The 16,399-nt window shown below is 68.5% G+C and carries 16 protein-coding genes and 1 pseudogene; 7 read left to right on the plus strand and 10 right to left on the minus strand.

Features of this window, described 5'->3' with window-relative positions:
- A partial coding sequence (locus AB0C62_RS36415; protein ID WP_362980765.1) for a CsbD family protein occupies positions 1 to 168 on the plus strand: 168 nt, incomplete at its 5' end.
- Positions 169 to 300: 132 nt separating this feature from the next.
- Here AB0C62_RS36415 and AB0C62_RS36420 read toward each other — a convergent pair.
- The 3 genes from AB0C62_RS36420 to AB0C62_RS36430 form a co-directional block, all read right to left on the minus strand.
- A complete protein-coding gene (locus AB0C62_RS36420) occupies positions 301 to 2,526 on the minus strand; it encodes a catalase (RefSeq protein ID WP_362980767.1) in 2,226 nt (741 codons plus the stop codon).
- Between the two features lie 549 nt (positions 2,527 to 3,075).
- Positions 3,076 to 3,513 (minus strand): DUF2267 domain-containing protein, encoded by a 438-nt coding sequence (locus AB0C62_RS36425; RefSeq protein ID WP_362980671.1) that lies wholly within the window; start codon positions 3,511 to 3,513, stop codon positions 3,076 to 3,078.
- 200 nt (positions 3,514 to 3,713) lie between these two features.
- The gene (locus AB0C62_RS36430) at positions 3,714 to 4,145 is read right to left on the minus strand and encodes an Hsp20/alpha crystallin family protein (RefSeq protein ID WP_362980673.1); all 432 of its coding nucleotides are present in this window, start codon (positions 4,143 to 4,145) and stop codon (positions 3,714 to 3,716) included.
- Positions 4,146 to 4,278: 133 nt separating this feature from the next.
- Here AB0C62_RS36430 and AB0C62_RS36435 point away from each other — a divergent pair, with 133 nt between their 5' ends.
- The 4 genes from AB0C62_RS36435 (at position 4,279) to AB0C62_RS36450 (ending at position 8,960) form a co-directional block, all read left to right on the plus strand.
- Positions 4,279 to 4,965, plus strand: a complete 687-nt coding sequence (locus AB0C62_RS36435; RefSeq protein WP_362980675.1) for a type III effector protein — start codon at positions 4,279 to 4,281, stop codon at positions 4,963 to 4,965.
- 431 nt (positions 4,966 to 5,396) lie between these two features.
- Positions 5,397 to 6,248, plus strand: coding sequence for an RNA polymerase sigma factor SigF (locus AB0C62_RS36440; protein WP_362980677.1), 852 nt, complete (start codon positions 5,397 to 5,399; stop codon positions 6,246 to 6,248).
- A 105-nt stretch (positions 6,249 to 6,353) separates the two neighbouring features.
- The gene (locus AB0C62_RS36445) at positions 6,354 to 6,761 is read left to right on the plus strand and encodes a DUF5133 domain-containing protein (RefSeq protein WP_362980679.1); all 408 of its coding nucleotides are present in this window, start codon (positions 6,354 to 6,356) and stop codon (positions 6,759 to 6,761) included.
- 966 nt (positions 6,762 to 7,727) lie between these two features.
- On the plus strand, positions 7,728 to 8,960 hold the full coding sequence (locus AB0C62_RS36450; RefSeq protein WP_362980769.1) for a PP2C family protein-serine/threonine phosphatase: 1,233 nt from the start codon (positions 7,728 to 7,730) through the stop codon (positions 8,958 to 8,960).
- A gap of 135 nt (positions 8,961 to 9,095) precedes the next feature.
- Here the strand turns inward: AB0C62_RS36450 and AB0C62_RS36455 are convergent.
- From AB0C62_RS36455 to AB0C62_RS36480, 6 genes and pseudogenes are all read right to left on the minus strand, one after another.
- A pseudogene (locus AB0C62_RS36455) lies at positions 9,096 to 9,246 on the minus strand (histidine kinase); the annotation flags it as partial.
- Between the two features lie 59 nt (positions 9,247 to 9,305).
- The gene (locus AB0C62_RS36460) at positions 9,306 to 9,647 is read right to left on the minus strand and encodes a hypothetical protein (protein WP_362980681.1); all 342 of its coding nucleotides are present in this window, start codon (positions 9,645 to 9,647) and stop codon (positions 9,306 to 9,308) included.
- A gap of 116 nt (positions 9,648 to 9,763) precedes the next feature.
- Positions 9,764 to 10,090: a DUF6479 family protein gene (locus AB0C62_RS36465; RefSeq protein ID WP_362980683.1), complete on the minus strand. Its 327-nt coding sequence runs from the start codon at positions 10,088 to 10,090 to the stop codon at positions 9,764 to 9,766.
- Positions 10,091 to 10,292: 202 nt separating this feature from the next.
- On the minus strand, positions 10,293 to 11,345 hold the full coding sequence (locus AB0C62_RS36470) for an iron-containing redox enzyme family protein (RefSeq protein ID WP_362980771.1): 1,053 nt from the start codon (positions 11,343 to 11,345) through the stop codon (positions 10,293 to 10,295).
- Between the two features lie 71 nt (positions 11,346 to 11,416).
- The gene (locus AB0C62_RS36475; protein ID WP_362980685.1) at positions 11,417 to 11,650 is read right to left on the minus strand and encodes a CDGSH iron-sulfur domain-containing protein; all 234 of its coding nucleotides are present in this window, start codon (positions 11,648 to 11,650) and stop codon (positions 11,417 to 11,419) included.
- Positions 11,634 to 12,314 (minus strand): HemK2/MTQ2 family protein methyltransferase, encoded by a 681-nt coding sequence (locus AB0C62_RS36480; RefSeq protein WP_362980687.1) that lies wholly within the window; start codon positions 12,312 to 12,314, stop codon positions 11,634 to 11,636. The genes AB0C62_RS36475 and AB0C62_RS36480 overlap by 17 nt, the downstream gene beginning before the upstream one ends.
- Positions 12,315 to 12,993: 679 nt before the next feature.
- Between AB0C62_RS36480 and AB0C62_RS36485 the strand changes: the two genes are divergently transcribed.
- Positions 12,994 to 14,034, plus strand: a complete 1,041-nt coding sequence (locus AB0C62_RS36485) for an acyl-CoA desaturase (protein ID WP_362980689.1) — start codon at positions 12,994 to 12,996, stop codon at positions 14,032 to 14,034.
- 156 nt (positions 14,035 to 14,190) lie between these two features.
- Positions 14,191 to 15,855 carry a transaldolase gene (gene tal / locus AB0C62_RS36490; RefSeq protein WP_362980691.1) on the plus strand — a complete coding sequence of 555 codons (1,665 nt, stop codon included), beginning with the start codon at positions 14,191 to 14,193 and terminating at the stop codon, positions 15,853 to 15,855.
- A 203-nt stretch (positions 15,856 to 16,058) separates the two neighbouring features.
- Here the strand turns inward: tal and AB0C62_RS36495 are convergent, their stop codons facing one another.
- Entirely contained in the window at positions 16,059 to 16,199 is a 141-nt protein-coding gene (locus AB0C62_RS36495) for a hypothetical protein (protein ID WP_362980693.1), read from the minus strand.
- Positions 16,200 to 16,399 lie beyond the last annotated feature (200 nt).

The following is a 16,399-nucleotide window of genomic DNA, read 5'->3' on the forward strand; positions in this document are numbered from 1 at the left end:
GACGAGAAGGCTCAGGCCAAGGGTGAGCAGGTCGAGGGCAAGGTCAAGAAGGTCGTCGGCGGTGCGGTGGGCAACGAGTCCCTGAAGGCCGAAGGGCAGGCCAAGGAGTCCCAGGGCGACCTGCGTGCGGCCAAGGAGAAGGCCAAGGACGCCGTCCGGCCCAAGTAGGCGCGTAGCACTCCTGATCCCGGCAGCCGGTTGGCTGCCGGGATTCGTGCTGTCTGGGCCGGACAGCGGGCTCAGGCAGTCCTCTGATGGCGGCCCCCTGCGGAATAGGCAGGAGGCCGCCATCGAATCGGGTCAGACCGAGGGCATGAAGCGGTCCCAGGCGCGGTGGTGGCTCAGGAGTTCGGTGAGTTGTTCCAATGCCGAGTCAGCGCTGTCGGCGCTCACCACGCCGGGTGCGTCGAGTGCGATACCGGCAGTGGCCAGGGCGTCCACGCCATCACCCCACGCCCCAACTGCCTTTCCGTGGCGGTAGGCCTCCACCAGCATGAGGAGTACGCGGGAGTCGATGCCTACAGCCATCGCGACATCGTCGTCCACCTTGGCGTCACGGGCTCCGTAGCCGTCGGCTCCGACCGCTGGCGCGCCGGCGAGCAGGAGGGCGTCGAACTCGGTGGAGCGGGCGTTGGCGAAGGTGCGCTGCACGGTGACTGGCTCTCCGTCGGGGTCGAGAATTCCACCGGTGGGGGCGATGACCAGGGGCACCATGCCGGCGTCCAGGACGGCCTGGCGCACTGAGCGCACGCCGGTCAGGTTCTGGTCGCCTTCGGTGATGATGCCGATGATCCGGCCGTCCAGTGGCCAGGTGCCGCCGAGCTGGGAGAGTGCCGGGCTGGGAACCGGGTCGGCGAGCTTCACGGTCGGTGCGGGGGCGGGCAGACCCAGGCCGGCGGCGACTTGCGCGCACAGTTCGGTGTCGATGTTCGCCAGAACAAGCAGGGCGCGTTCCTTGATCGCCGTCTCCCAGCACTTGCTGAGTTCGAAGGTGTAGGAGGCGACGATGTGCTCGCGCTCGGTGGGCGTCATGCTCAGCCAGAACAGTCGTGGCTGGGTGAAGTGGTCGTCGAAGGAGGCTGCCGCGTCGCGCACCTTGCGGGATGCGGGTACCTCCTCGGGAACTTCGATGTAGGCGCCGTTGTCCGCGCCCGCGAGGAAGGGACAGCCACCGTCGAGTGAGTTGGGCCGGTAGGGCGCAACACCTCGGTGGACTGCCGTCTGGTGCATGCCGTCGCGGAGCATGTCGTTGACCGGGGCGTGGGTGCGGTTGATTGGCAGCTGGCCGAAGTTGGGGCCGCCCAGCCGGCTGATCTGGGTGTCGAGGTAGGAGAACAGGCGGCCCTGGAGCAGCGGGTCGTTGGTGACGTCGATGCCGGGGACGAGGTGACCGACGTGGAAGGCGACCTGTTCGGTCTCGGCGAAGTAGTTCGAGGGGTTCGCGTTCAGCGTGAGCAGTCCGATCGGCTGGACCGGGGCCAGCTCCTCCGGCACGATCTTCGTCGGGTCCAGGAGGTCGATGCCCTCGAACATCTGGTCGTCGGTGTCGGGGAAGGTCTGCACGCCGAGCTCCCACTGCGGGAAGGCCCCGGCCTCGATCGCGTCGGCGAGATCCCGGCGGTGGAAGTCGGGGTCGACCCCGGCCGTGATCTGGGCTTCCTCCCAGACCAGGGAGTGCACGCCCAGCTTCGGCTTCCAGTGGAACTTCACCAGCGTCGTCGCGCCCTCGGCGTTCTGGAGGCGGAAGGTGTGGACGCCGAAGCCCTCCATCATCCGGTAGGAGCGCGGGATGCCGCGGTCGGACATGTTCCACAGTGTGTGGTGCGTGGCCTCGGTGTGCAGGGTGACGAAGTCCCAGAAGGTGTCGTGGGCGCTCTGGGCCTGCGGGATCTCCCGGTCCGGGTGCGGCTTGCCGGCGTGGATGACGTCGGGGAACTTGATCGCGTCCTGGATGAAGAAGACCGGGATGTTGTTGCCGACCAGGTCGAAGACGCCCTCGCTGGTGTAGAACTTCGTCGCGAAGCCCCGGGTGTCGCGGACGCTGTCGGCCGAACCGCGCGAACCCAGCACGGTGGAGAAGCGCACGAAGACCGGCGTCTCGACGTCCTTGCCCAGGAACGCGGCCTTGCTGATCCCTTCGCCAGTGCCGTAGCCCTGGAAGATGCCGTGCGCTGCGGCGCCGCGGGCGTGCACGACCCGCTCCGGGATCCGCTCGTGGTCGAAGTGCATGATCTTCTCGCGCAGGTGGTGGTCCTGCAGGAGCACCGGTCCCCGCGGCCCCGCCTTCAGAGAATGGTCGGTCTCGTAGAGTCGCGTGCCCTGAGCTGTGGTGAGGAACTCGCCGCCCTGCGCCACCTCTGCCTGCGGGGTGCCCGTCTTCTGTCCGGTGGGGCTGTACGTGTCCGGGCCGCGCTGGTCGGACTTGGGCGGCAGCGGACCGGCCGGCTCGGTCGGCTCATCGACCGCAGGCGGCACCGGGCTCGGCGCGCCCGGGATCTCATTGCCGGGATGAGCGATCTCCTGCACCTTCTCGGCGACCTTGTCGGCTGCTGCCGCCACGGGATTCTTCTTCTTGGCACTCACGCGAGTTTCCGATCACTGAGGAAAGCGGGGAACGACATCCCGTCGCGATGACAGGAGGTTCGCTGAGTACCCGCTTCTGGGATCGCGACGCGCCGCCTCGCCCGCATGAAGCGCAGGTTCACCCGACGGGTTGACTCAGGCCGGTCCTGGCCGACAGCAACCGAGCACAGAGGGCGGCCACGCGCGCGTGAAGCGCCAGTGCCTCCTCGACGCGGACAGGAGACCGGGCGGTCGCTTGGCTCCCCATGACGAGGTGACCGCTTGCCATCCCGCGCAGCTCCAGCTCCGCACGTGAGCGGACCCCCAGGGAGCCCGCTCCTGGGGTCCGAGAGCAGGCACGCTTGCTGCAAGGTGCTGTTGTGCCACTGGAGCACCGAGTAGGGGCGTCCTGGGTGGGCGGGCGTGCGGGCTGCCGCCATTGCTGGGGGCGGGCACGCGGCCACTCAGATTCGCGTGCCGTTCTTGTCCAGTGGTGCCGTATCTGGGCCGGTGTCAGGCTGCCCGGGCAAGCTGGGCGCGTCCGAAGAGCAAGTCGTAGCCGTCGGGGAGCTGTCCGATGATCCGGGCCGTGAGATCGTCTCCGGCGAGGCGGGCGACGACGCCGAGGACCGATCCGGTGTCCCAGCGGGTTGTCGCCAGGGTGCCCCCGGTTCGATCGGCGAGGTCCTTCACGAAGCCCCAGCCGGTGAGCGGCCTGCCGGTGGGGATCTGTGAGGCGAGGTACCCGGCTGCTTCCTGGGGGAGGCGGCCGGCGAGCTCCACACGTTCGTCGCCGGTCAGCTGGCGGCCGAGGGCCTCAAGGACGCGTCGTACGACGTCTTGTGCTTGTCGGCGGGTGGGGTAGACGCCTTCGTAGCGCACCTTCTCCAGCATCTGGTCGAAGGTGACGGTCGTCGGAACAGAGGACGCAGGGGGAGAGAGAAGAGCCATGGCGCGACGACTTTCCTTGCGTGAACCGTTATTCCTGCTGCGGTGAACCGGTTGCCCCGGGTGAACACCGTGAATCGCGCGTTCCTCGCGGCAATCGGTTCACCGGCGTGGAGTGATGGAGCGGAGCCGCTGCCGCCGGGGCCCACGGCGAAGTGGTGGGCGAACCCTCCGTGGGCCCCGGACAGCAGGGGGGCGGCGGATCAGCTGTCGAGTTCCTTGCGGTCACCGGTGCCGCGGATGCTGATCTTGCGGGGCTTGGCCCGCTCCGCGATCGGGATATTGAGCGTCAGTACGCCGGCCTCGTAGTCCGCGGAGATGTGCTCGGTGTCGAGGGTGTCGGCCAGGACGAGCTGGCGGGAGAAGACACCGAGCGGCCGTTCGGACAGTTCCGTCTGGGCGTTCTCGGACCGGGGGAGTGGTCGGCGCTCCGCCTTCACGGTGAGCATGTTCCGTTCGACGTCGATGTCGAGAGCGTCGGGGTCGATGCCCGGCAGGTCGAAAGCGATGACGTACCGGTCGCCGTCTCGGTAGGCGTCCATCGGCATCGCGGAGGGGCGGGACCACGTTCGCGGACCCATCAGCTGCTGGGCGAGGCGGTCGAGTTCACGGAACGGGTCGGTGCGCATCAACACGGGATACACCTCCAGATGAGTTCAGCAGTTGCTGTGCGCTTCACCTGACACCGTTGTAGCATGTCATCTGAACGACGACAAGTTCCGAAGTCATCCAACGGATGACAAGCCTGCGACCTGGGAAGGAGAGGAAATGAGCGACGAGAAGGCCCCGGCACCGGCCTCCTTCGGAGCAGCGGTCACCGCGCTCAAGGCCATCGCCCAGGCCATGCGAACGGCACGAACCGCCGACGCTGCCTCCACGGACGACCCCGAGCAGGCCGTAGCCGCACTGCTCCTCCTGCGCGAGCTGCGCGAACAACTCGCCCACTGGGAGCCCGCCCTGATCGAGACCGCCCGGGAAGCCGGCGCCAGCTGGGCCGACCTGGCCCACCCCCTCGGCGTCTCCAGCCGCCAGGCCGCCGAACGCCGCTACCTACGCGTGCGCCCCGGCGAAGCCGGCACCACCAAAGAACAACGCGTGCAGGCCACCCGAGGCCAGCGCGCCGCGGACCGCACCGTCACGTCCTGGGCCAACGACCACGCCGCCACGCTGCGCCAGCTCGCGGGAACCATCACCGCCCTGCCGGATCTCCCCGCCACGGCGACAGAAGCGCTCACGGCCCTGCACACCGCACTCGGCGACAGCGACCCGGCCCAACTCCTGGGCCCCCTCTCCGCGACAGGCCCCCACCTACGGCCCGCTCACCCCGACCTCGCGGACCGCGTCACCGACATCGACCGCCACACCGGAGAGATGCGCGAGAGCGAGCACCGCCAGCGATCGGCCAGCGGACCTGACATGGAAAGACCGGCGGCGGACGTACGCCGGTCACCGTAGGCCCCACGGCGGCCCGAGAACGCGCCCGTCACCCGATGAGCTTGCGTGCATCCCGTCTACTGAAGATCGTGGACGACGACCGGCGATGGCGGGCGGGCCCCGTGAGCAGCCCCTTACCTTCCGTATCCGCGGCGGTCGAGGCGTGAGCCCTTCATCGACGCTTGGGGCGTGCAGTGCGCTGATCGACAGCTCCGGTGACACTGCCCCGGCGCGCAACAGGTGGTGTTTACCCCCCTGACCGAGGGGCAAAGGGACATCGCGCTTCGGACCGAAGGCGCTCGCCCGCGGGGATTCCTCGCCGGCCTGCTGCGGTTTGCGAGCGGGGCCGGGTAGACCTCCGCGCGTGATGCGAACACCCGAAAGATCGTTCGGGCCGTGTTCGGAACCAGTCACCGGGCACGCCTGACCCAGCCGTTCAGGAGCGATTCCCCATGCTCACTGATGTGATCGCAGCCCGTCCCCACAGCGACGGCCCTTCCGTGACTCCACAGGCCAGTGCGCGTCACGCCCACGATGACTCCCCCGACACCTCCGCCCTCTTCGCACGGTTGGTGGAATTGGACGACGGTCCCGACCGCGACGCCGTACGCGAAGAGCTGGTGGCCGCTTGGCTGCCCATGGCACACCGGATCGCCAGCCGCTTCCGTGACCGGGGCGAAGCCATGGAGGACCTGCGTCAAGTGGCCGCCCTCGGTCTGATCAAGGCAATCAACCGGTTCGAGCCGGCGCGTGGCGCCTTCGAGAGCTACGCCGTCCCCACGATCACCGGCGAGATAAAGCGGCACTTCCGGGACCGTATGTGGGCCGTGCGGGTGCCGCGCCGAGTGCAGGAGTTGCGCAACCAGGTACGTGCCGCGCGCCGTGAGTTGACCGAGCGCCCCGGCAGCCCCGAACCGGCCGTTGCTGAGATCGCGGCGCACACCGGTCTCACCGAGGAGGAGGTCGCCGAGGGTCTGGAGGCGCTGGAGAGTTTCAGCACCCTCTCCCTGGATGCCGAACTGACCGCAGGTGACGACGGCTACAGCCTCGGCGACACCCTGAGCACCACGGACTCGGCCTTCGACGTCGTCGTCGACCGCGAGGCTGCGAAGAAGGCACTGGGCCGACTGCCCGAACGGGAGCGGACTGTTCTCTACCTGCGCTTCTTTGAAGACATGACGCAAAGCCGCATAGCCGAGAAACTCGGCATCTCCCAGATGCACGTCTCCCGGCTCATCACCCGCAGTTGCCGGCAGGTGCGCAAGGAGGCGTTGGGGCATCCCGTTGAGCCTGCCGCCGCGTGACGTTCGACGTGATCAAGGAGGTCGGCCCCGTCCGGCCCCTGGACTGACGTCCGCTCAGTAGCCGTACATCGTTCGCCGAAGCCTCTTGACCAAGGAGCTGCACCCATGTTGATGCCCCTGCCCGCGACGTTGCGCCGGCTCGTCAAGGAGTACGAGACGCTCCTCGCCGAGGAGGCACTCGCCGGTGGCGCAGATCCCTGCGGCCAGCGTCTGCGGGATCTCGCCTACACCCTGTGCGTGTCCACCGGAACCCGAGAGATCGCCGACGCACTCGAAACTGCTCGCTCTTACCTGGCGAAGGCGCCCGTATCCACTCCCAGCTCTGCTGCGGCCAGGACGTCCGGGCGCGGACACCGAGCGGCCATCGCGTCTCCCAAGTCCCCGTCGCAGGCGCCGGGCTTCCACCACGCCGCCGTCGGCCAGTCTCCCGACCGGCGCGACCTCGCACTGCGTCCCGGACACCGACCCGCGGCGTCATCCGCCGCGAGCGCAGCAAAGGGCAGCCGAAGCTGAGGTCATGGCGGTGAGCGAACCATCCGTGCTCGTATCGTCTACCGGCCCACCAAGCGTGCGGGCAGTCAGGTGGGACTGGATGGCGAGCCGCTGGTACGCCGCACCAGCCTGACGGAGCTGTTGCGGAACGCGGGCTTGGGGGAACTGGACGAGGTCGACGGCGCCAGAGTTGTCTGTCATCGAGTGGCAATGTGGAGGGCCGGTGGTCCGGACCTCGTGGTCTGACCGCTGGCCCCCGCAGCAGCCACGATGGTCACCCCGGTGAATGACTCGGAGAGGTAGTCAAGCCTCGTTAGGTTCCTTCGCCCTGCCCCGAGGTCGCTCGAATTCTCCCGCCTTCGACCTTCACCACGAGGCCATCGCCAACATCGATCGGAAAGAGCACAGCCGACGGCGTCACGCCATCGCCCCCGCCGGCGAGTGACGTGAGGGGTGCGTGTCCGCCAGGGCCGTCGGCGTCGGCATCCGCAGGGGTCGGCGATGTCGAAGGCTTTCCGCTGCTGCAGGCTGCATTCGAGGCTGCACGGCGCGAAGAGGAGCGGTTCACCGACCGGATGGCCTGGCTGGCGACTGCCCGCAGAAAGGATCCGCGCGCCATTACGCCGAGGAATGGAGGCGGCTCACCCAGATGACGATGGCGGCCGGTGTGGCGCAGCCGCATTCTGGAGGACGAGTACGAGGCCCGCTATGCGGCCCTTCGTACACGGCTGCGAAAGCTGCGTGGCCTGGCGTCCTGCGTGGTAATCCTCTGTTCGGGCTGCCTGGCGGCGTGGATGAGCTGGGCCGCGGGCGACTGATCGCCCAGGCCGCCAGCATTCGGTGCACCACCCTCCCCGACAGCGCAGAACTTGCTCGGACAGCGTCCTGAGCGTCATCGAGCACTGAGGAGCCGAAGTGACCGCACGCAGGCCGGACGGCGGGCAGGCCTCCGGCCGTTCCCGGGGCGAGAACCGCCGGGGCACGCCGATGACCCTGACGGGGACCCTGGAGGCGGCAGAGGCCGCAGCCCCCGTGGAGTCGCTCGACGTGGTCGCGCGCATGCTCAAGGAGCATCTCGAAGCCGAATCGGTGTCGTTCCTGATCCTTGATTTCACCGGCAGCTCGGTGGTGAGGCTGGGAACGGCGGGCAGCGTCGACACCGGTACGCCCGCCCGGCGCATCACGGTGCAGGGCACCCTCTACGACGACGTGCTCCGCACCCAGCGACCGTGCGTGGAGGAGAAGGGCGAGGACACGCCGGTGCGGATTGTCGCCCCGGTTACCAACCGCGGGGACGCCATCGGCCTGCTCGAACTATTCCTGCCAACGGCACCCGACGCGACGGTGATGAGGGAGATCGGCGAGACCGCACACGCGCTGGGGTACCTCGTCATCGCCAACCGCTCCTACACCGACGTGTACCAGTGGGGGCGCCGCACCACCCCCTTGAGCCTGGCCGCCGAGATCCAGCACCGGCTGCTCCCGGCATCGCTGGCCTGCGAGGCGGCGCAGTTCGCGGTGGCCGGGGCGCTGGAGCCGGCCGACCAGGTCGGGGGTGACACCTTCGACTACGTGATCGACCGGGACACCGTCCAGCTCTCCGTCACCGACGCCATGGGGCACGATGTAGAAGCTGCGCTGCTGGCCACCCTGCTGGTGGGTGCCCTGCGCCGGGCGCGGCGGGCCGGCGCCGACCTCGCCGAACAGGCCCGCCAGGCTGACCAGGCCATCCACGACCACAGCCGCAAGGGCTACGTCACGGGCCAGCTCCTGCGCATCAGCCTGCTCGACGGCACGACCGAGTTCGTCAACGCCGGGCACCCCTGGCCGCTGCGTATGCGGAACGGCCAGGTGCAGGAGATCGCCCCGAAGGTCGATACACCCTTTGGTTTCCCTACGCCTCACGCCTACCGAGTCCAGTCGCTGGACCTGCGGCCCGGGGACCGGCTCGTCATGCTCACCGACGGCATGCTGGAGCGCAAGGCCAACAGCATCGAGCTGTCCGAGCTGATCGTACGGACCCGCGACCTGCACCCCCGCGAGGCAGCCCGCACCCTCATCGCAGCGATTGTCGCGGCCAACAACGGCCACCTCCAAGACGATGCGACCGTCATGTGCTTGGACTGGCACGGCACCCGTCACTCCCAGCGCGACGCCGCCACCGGTGCAAATCTCACCAATGCCTCAAAACAGTCATGGCCGGGGCCCGCCGTTGAATGATGACACCACCCGGCCTGACGCAGCCCTGTCAGGGCCGTCGGCCCAGGCGGGCGCGATCACGCGTGGGACTCGGGTGCGGTGTGATGATCCAGTCCCGGGTCAGTTCCATGACCGCTCCGGCGGTGCTGGTGCGGATCAGCTGTTGGGCCACTGCTCCTCTTCACCGCTGGGTCGGGGGACGTGAATGGCCAGAACGGCAGTGTCGTCGTCCACGCCGGTATCGAAGGTCAAGCAGGTCGCGGACCGCGGCGATGGTGTCGGATGCCGTGGTGAGGGCCAGAGCGCGTTCGCCAGCCCGAGCGGCGGAAGCGAAGTGGCAGCGCGAAGGGCCAACAATTGGCGGTGTCACGCAGTGGTGAGCGCCGTGGTGATGGCCGTGTCGGTGCGAGCGTGAATGACCAACCGCGTGCCGACATCGAAGGGCTGCGCATCCAGGGCGCGTCGAGCCCCGGCGCTGTGCGTCACGACGGATATCAGCATGCCGAGCTCGCTGCACATGCGATGGGCGTGCTGAACCGCGGTGATCACGGGATCAGTCGCATGGCCACCGAGGATGATGACGACGGGGCGAGGGTCATGGGCGCGCACCAAGTCGCTTATGCGCCCGGGCAGTTCTTGGACGCGGGTTCCCGGGTCGTCGTCCAGGGTCAGGACGAGTACGCCGCGCTGCAGTGCGTAGGTCACCATGGCTGCTTCAAGGCTCCTCTGGATGCCTGGGCAGCACTGCGGTGTGAGTGGCCCCTGCGGTTGTGGCGATGCGCCGTCACGCATCCCTGGGACGATCCCGAGCTGGACACGACGTTCTAGGCCCGGGAGTCCCAGCGCGGACGTTCCTGCTTCTCGCCGCGCGTGGTGCCGGAGTTGTGCAGTTGGTGCGGAGTGAGGCGCCGACCATCGTCCCCGGCTGCGGAGAAGTCGTCAGGGTCACGCAATTCAGAAGTTTCCTGCCTGGAGCCCGACTCCGGCCGAGTCGGCTGCTCTTTCGGCTCGGGCGGGGGCGGCTGACGGCGGCGTGCCTTGATGCCCATCTGAACCGCCCACACGAGGGCCCCCACGATGACCAGACCGCCCACGAGCGCGCCGATCATGCCGAAGGCCGCGTTGGGGAGGGCGATATCCCAGTTTGTCACTTTCATGAACGCCGAGTACCCATGCCAACGAGGTCAAGACGGATGTCGGGTCGCCGATGTGTGCTCGGGTTCGTGGCTCGTTGCGAGATGGAAGCAGGTGGGCTGCATCCGCCCTGCCCTGTGGCCGGGAACAGCAGGTGTGGTGGTTTGACTTGATGACACCCGGCCGGTGACGGGCTCCTCGACTACGGTGCACCGCCGGTCACTGCAGGGGGGACACGCTCGAATTCGGCTCATGGGACCGGCCATGGGGTTCGCGGAGAGCGCTGCGCCCGGCGTGCCAGGCGTTGAGGAGTTCCACACCGAGTCGGTCCTCCAGGAGCGTGGTGCTCTGGATGCCGAAGACGATGTCCGCCTCCATCTCGGGCTCACTCTCCAGCAGGCCGCCCACCACGTCGTGCCGCACGATCTGTTCGTGCACCGCGTCCGCCTCGACGTGCTCGTCGTAGAACCGGATGGCGGCCGGCCCGGCGCCCGTGCGGCTCAACGCTCCGGCGAGTCGGCGTGAGGCAGGTGAGGACGTCACTTCGACGGTCGCGAAATGCCCGACGAGTGCGCCTCGCAGAGCTCGGTGCAGCCCGAACAGGGACATCTGGTTCACGATGGCGAGAGCCGCGGCCGGCGCGGCGTCGAGGTAGTGGCCGTATGCCGTATCCAGGCCGAGGTCGTCCATCAGGTCGGCGAACAGCCGGGCGTGGATGTTCTCAGGGCGTCCTCCACCGAACTCGTCGTACTCGACCGCGACCATCGCCGCCTTGGCGCGGCCGTGCAGCCGGGGGATGACCCAGGCGTGGGGGTCCGCTTCCTTGAGGTGGTAGAGCGAGCGCAGCGCGGCGTATTCGGCCAACTGGGCCGGTTCACCGTCACGTTGCAGATAGTGGGACACACTCGTCTCGTCGTGGCCGACCGGTTCGGTCTGAAGGTCTTCGAGCGCCTGCTTCACGGGGACCGGGCCCGGGACGTCGGCGCGCAGGGCGGCGAGGAAGTGTTGTTCGAGCAGGCGGCGCAGGTCCAGCAGGGAGGGATCCCATTCGCGTTCGTCGTCGACGCTCTCGAAACCCTGGTAGTGCAGCTCGTACAGCACGTACAGAGCGAGGTGCAGATCGTCGCCGTAGGGGCCCGCCGCGGTCACGACGTCGTTGCCCGGCAGCGTCTGCCGGTGGTTGCGCAGCACGGAGACGACCGCGGCGGAGAGCGGCCCGCGCGGGGTGGGCAGCGGTGGGCTGTGCAGACGGGATTCCTGGCGGGTGGAGATCACGTGTGTCCTTTCGTCCCGGACGCGGGCCCGGTCCTGGCTTGGAGGTCTGTCAGGGCGTGCGCGACCGACTAGGTGGTCCGCTCCGTCCCGTCCGTTCGCTCGTCCGGTTTGGTGCGGCGACGGTGGCTGGTGTCGCACCACGGGTAGGTGCGGCTGCGTCGACACGTGCAGATGGCGACGGTGAAGCGGTGTGAGACCGCCACGCTGCCGTCCTCGCCGACGACTTCGACGGGCCCTTCCACGAGCAGCGGTCCCTCAGGGTCGAGGCGGACGCGACGCGGGCGCTCAGGTGTGTTCGGCACGAATGACCACCAGTTCCTCCTCGGCCTCCTCGCCGACCAGGCCGGTCCGGCGCAGCCAGGGCAGGCGGGATCGCAGCACCGGCCCGAAGGGCACCATCGCTCTGTCCGCGATCTGTGCGGACATGCCCGCACGCCCGAGCCGCTCCACCGTGGCGTCGACCCCACAGAGCCCGGAGTGGACCAGCAGCAGTGCCCCGCTCGGCCCCACGACCGCGGGGGCGGCATCGCAAATCCGGTCCAGCAGCAGCCGTCCGTCGTGGCCCGCGTCCCAGGCCCGAGCAGCACCCCTTTGAGGGAGGCGGGCATCGGGAGACGGCACGTACGGGGGGTTGCTGATCACCAGGTCGTACGACCGGCCGGCCACCGCCTTGGTGAGGTCACCGCGCCGTACGGTGACATGCTGCCCGGCCAGAATCGCGTTGAGGCGTGTGGCCATGACGGCACGCCTGGAGATGTCGATCGCAGTGACTGTGGCTCCCCGTCTCGCTGCCTCCAGCGCGAGGGCACCGCTGCCCGCTCCCAGTTCCAGCACTCGGGTGCGCGGACCGATGTCCTCCCTGCCCAGGGCACGTGCCAACAGTCGGGTGTCGTGCTGAGGGCGATAGACGCCGGGGGGCGCCAAGAGGAAGGTCGGAACCAGCGGGGTGAACGTATGGGTGGCCATTGCCAACCTCCGGTGTCCGGGTGCGGCGTGGGGTGACACGGACCTCCTCGCGCGCCCGGGCCGAGTCGGCTGAGACCTGAGGGAGCGGAAGCTGTGTCCGCGCATCTCGACGGTGTTCTGCGGCCCTGGTCCGCTGTCGAGGCGAGTTCTGTCCCTGTCGGCACGGGGGTCCCGTGGCTCTCATCGCCCTGAGTGCCCTCCTGGCAGTGATCCACACGTGCGGCGCGTGTATTGCCCGCAGGTCGGACGAGGATTCCGGCGGTGTGCCCGGGGTCGAGCTGCCTCGGAGGCGGGCCGACGGAGCGTGCGTGGTACGCCCACAGGGTGATGCCATGGCTGCCCGTCGAGTTCCACGGGCACGTGTGCCATGCTGCGGCCGTCCGCGGGTCTTTCGGAGCCCCCGCCGGGGCTGCCCGGGCTTACCGCCGGGCATCGGATCAGAACGCGTATGGCGTGTGAACGCTCAGGTCAGGGCTGGTGAGAGGTCCCCTTTCAGCACTAACTTCCCCGCGGACTCACAGGGGACGTACGTCCCGCGCGCTAGCCTGGCTCCATCGCAACCTGCACGTGCCGTCTCTCAGCGGAGGCGCTCTGGCCGTGACCCCGCCGTGGGGTGCGTGGAACGAACGCCCCGAGCAAGCGCCCCGGGTGTCGTCGGCCACGAAAGGTTGGGCCATCCATGACAGCGGAGACGTTCGCACGACCTGAACAGGCACGAGGCAGCGACTTCGGACGCCTGTCGAAGACGATCGCCGCCAGCGGCCTGATGAACAGGCGACCCGGCTACTACACCGCGAGAATCGCGACCGTCGCTGCTCTCTACACGGGCGGCTGGATCGCCTTCGTTCTGGTCGGGGCCAGTTGGTGGACCCTGGCGATCGCCGCATTCCTCTCCGTGGCCTTCGGCCAAGTGGCTCTCGTGGCCCACGACGTCGCGCACCGACAGGTGTTTCGACTACGCAAGGCCAGCGAGTTGTCGGGGCGTGTCGCCGGGAACGCGTGCATCGGCATGGGATACGGCTGGTGGCAGGACAAACACACCCGTCATCACGCGAACCCCAATCACGAGGAACTCGACCCGGACGTCAAGCCCGACCTGCTCGTCTGGTCGCAGAACCAGGCCCGTGCCGCGACGGGCATCCCCCGGCTGATCGGCCGCTCGCAGGCATATCTGTTCTTTCCGCTCCTGACGTTGGAAGGCATCAGCCTTCACGTCTCGAGCGTGCGTGGCCTCGGGCAGGACACGCTCAAGAGTCGTCGCCTGGAGGGAGTGCTGCTCATCGGCCACTTCGTGGCCTACCTGACGGCCCTCTTCCTGGTGCTGCCGCCCGCGATGGCCGTCGCATTCCTGGCAGTCCACCAAGGCCTCTTCGGTGTGTACCTCGGCTCGATCTTCGCCCCCAACCACAAGGGCATGCCGATCCTGACCGGTGAGGACCGGCCGGACTTCCTGCGCCGTCAGGTCCTCACCTCACGCAATGTGCGGGGCGGTCGCATGCTGGACATCGCACTCGGCGGACTGAACTATCAGATCGAGCACCATCTCTTCCCCAGCATGCCCAGCCCGCATCTGCGCCGGGCCCAGACGATCGTCCGCCGCCACTGCGAGGAACTGGGTGTGGCCTACCTGGAGACCAGCCTGATCGGCTCGTACCGGCAGGCCCTCCGCAGCCTTCACGAGGCCGGAGCCCCACTGCGCCGTCTCGACACCGCGACCTAGCGATCGTTGCGATCCCCGGCACGGTTGTTGCCTTCTTCGGCCCGATTCCCGGTTGGTTGCCTCCGAACTCGGTACTCGTACGTCAGGCAGTGACATGCGGGGCGCGGGGGTCCCGATGTGGGCCTGTGCCCTTTTGCATCTTCTCGGAGGTCCCTCATGACCGTTCACGCGTCCTACGCTCCGCTGGCGGATCTGTCCGCCGCCGGGGTCTCGATCTGGCTCGACGATCTGTCGCGCGAACTCCTGGCCGATGGTCGACTGGAGCAGCTGATCGCGGACAAGCACGTCGTAGGGGTCACCACCAATCCCACGATCTTCGCCTCCGCACTGTCCAAGGGAGAGCGGTACTCCGAGCAGTTGCGCCGTCTGGGCCGAGAGGGCGCGGATGTCGACGCAGCAGTGTTCGCGCTCACCACCGACGACGTACGGGCAGGTTGCAAGGTCTTCGCCCCCATCTACCGACGTACCGACGGTCAGGACGGACGGGTGTCCCTCGAGGTGGACCCGCGGCTCGCCCGGGATGCTGATGCCACCGTCGCGGACGCCACGAAGCTGTGGGGGGCCGTCGCCGAACCGAACCTGCTCGTCAAGATCCCGGGCACCGCAGAAGGTCTCGCAGCCGTCACCGACGTGATCGCACAGGGGATGAGCGTGAACGTCACGCTGATCTTCTCGCTGGACCGCTACCGCGCCGTGATGGATGCCTACATGACGGGCCTGGAGCAGGCTCTCGCCGCCGGACGCGATCTGCGAGGCATCCACTCGGTGGCATCGTTCTTCGTCTCGCGGGTGGACACCGAGGTGGATCGGCGTCTGGACGCCATCGGTACACCGGAGGCCCGCGCGCTCAAGGGCGGAGCGGCGGTGGCCAACGCACGCCTGGCCCACCGCGCGTACGAAGAGGTCACGGGCGGAGTCCGGTGGCAGCGCCTCGCCGCTGCCGGCGCCCGCCCGCAACGGCCCCTGTGGGCCTCGACCGGTGTCAAGGACCCCGCCTACCCCGACACGCGCTACGTCAGCGAACTCGCCATCGCGGGCACGGTGAACACCATGCCGGGCGCCACGTTGGACGCCTTCGCCGACCACGGCACGCTGCCCGGCCGCCCGCAGAGCGACGACCACGTGGCGGCACTCGCCCACTTCGACGCGCTGGAAGCGGTCGGCATCGACTTCGCGGACGTGACGGAGGCCCTTGAGCGCGAGGGGCTGTCCAAGTTCGAGAAGAGCTGGGCCGAGCTGGGCGCCACTGTCAGCCGTGAGCTGAGCGCAGTGGCAGACACCGACGCGTCACCCGGTAACGGCGACGCGACCGCAGCGAGTTCTGACGGCTCCGAGTTCCTGGCGATCTATCTCAACGACCATCTGACGGGCGCGACCACCGGCACCGAACTCCTGGGCCGGGCCGTCCGAGCCCAAGAGGGGCGGGACGGGGGAACAGCCCTGGCCGAACTTGCTCAGCAGGTCGAGCAGGACCGCGAGGCGCTGATACAGATCATGGCGGACCTGAACGTGTCCACCGACCACGCGAAGGTCGCCATCGGCTGGCTGGCAGAGAAGGCGGGCCGCCTGAAGCTGAACGGCCATCTCTTCTCCCGGTCCCCGCTCAGCGACGTCCTCGAGCTGGAAGCCCTGCTCGTGGGCGTGGAAGGAAAGGCTGCGTGCTGGCGTGTCCTGCGCGTGCTGGCGGAAACTGACGGCCGACTCCATGCCGACCGCCTGGACACCTTGCTCGAACGGGCCGAGCAGCAGGTCTCGGCCCTGGAGGAAATGCGTCTGGTGGCGGCCGCCGGCACCTTCGGTGTCCAGCCTGTCGGCCGGTAATTCACCGCGAGCGTGGGGACGGCGCTTACGCCGGAAGGTCGCGCAGGCCCCGGGCATGTTCGACCGCCTGGACGGGCCCTTGAGCGTCGGCGTCGTCCGGCTGTGCCGCATCGCGGATTCAGGTCCGCGGAGCCGGACACCTCAGTTCCTCGCCTGCCGTGCGCAGCGTCGCGCGGGCTGTTCCCGGCGGAGCCGGGCGGTGCTCACACCGGCCCGTTCTGCTGTTCGAAGATCTTGGAAAACTGCCGGGCGTGCTTCAGGGTGACCCGCGAGGGGTCGGCGATCTCCGGCAGCGACAGTACACGTCCCTCTACCTGGGTCTTGGTCGCCTCGGTCACGCTCACGTCAGGCCCCTCCCGCCGTTCCAGCCCCGTACGGCCGGCTGCTGGAGGCCGACGAGATCTGTCTGCCCCCGTCGTGGGAAAGCGCGCCAGGAGACTCGAACGAAACATGATCGTGACCAGCAGTGACGACTTCGCCTCTGCGGGTTCCCTGTCTGGCTCGTGAGCGGACTGAAAGGAGTCGCACATCACGGTTTTGGAGC

It is taken from the genome of Streptomyces sp. NPDC048643, assembly GCF_040650615.1.
Classification (GTDB): Bacteria; Actinomycetota; Actinomycetes; order Streptomycetales; family Streptomycetaceae; genus Streptomyces.

Bases quoted from the DNA above. Each gene is read 5' to 3' on its own strand.
- AB0C62_RS36450 (WP_362980769.1), top strand. From the start codon at position 7,728: ATGACCCTGACGGGGACCCTGGAGGCGGCAGAGGCCGCAGCCCCCGTG.
- AB0C62_RS36485 (WP_362980689.1), top strand. From the start codon at position 12,994: ATGACAGCGGAGACGTTCGCACGACCTGAACAGGCACGAGGCAGCGAC.
- AB0C62_RS36435 (WP_362980675.1), top strand. From the start codon at position 4,279: ATGAGCGACGAGAAGGCCCCGGCACCGGCCTCCTTCGGAGCAGCGGTC.
- AB0C62_RS36480 (WP_362980687.1), bottom strand. From the start codon at position 12,314: ATGGCCACCCATACGTTCACCCCGCTGGTTCCGACCTTCCTCTTGGCG.
- tal (WP_362980691.1), top strand. From the start codon at position 14,191: ATGACCGTTCACGCGTCCTACGCTCCGCTGGCGGATCTGTCCGCCGCC.
- AB0C62_RS36460 (WP_362980681.1), bottom strand. From the start codon at position 9,647: ATGGTGACCTACGCACTGCAGCGCGGCGTACTCGTCCTGACCCTGGAC.
- AB0C62_RS36445 (WP_362980679.1), top strand. From the start codon at position 6,354: ATGTTGATGCCCCTGCCCGCGACGTTGCGCCGGCTCGTCAAGGAGTAC.
- AB0C62_RS36440 (WP_362980677.1), top strand. From the start codon at position 5,397: ATGCTCACTGATGTGATCGCAGCCCGTCCCCACAGCGACGGCCCTTCC.
- AB0C62_RS36425 (WP_362980671.1), bottom strand. From the start codon at position 3,513: ATGGCTCTTCTCTCTCCCCCTGCGTCCTCTGTTCCGACGACCGTCACC.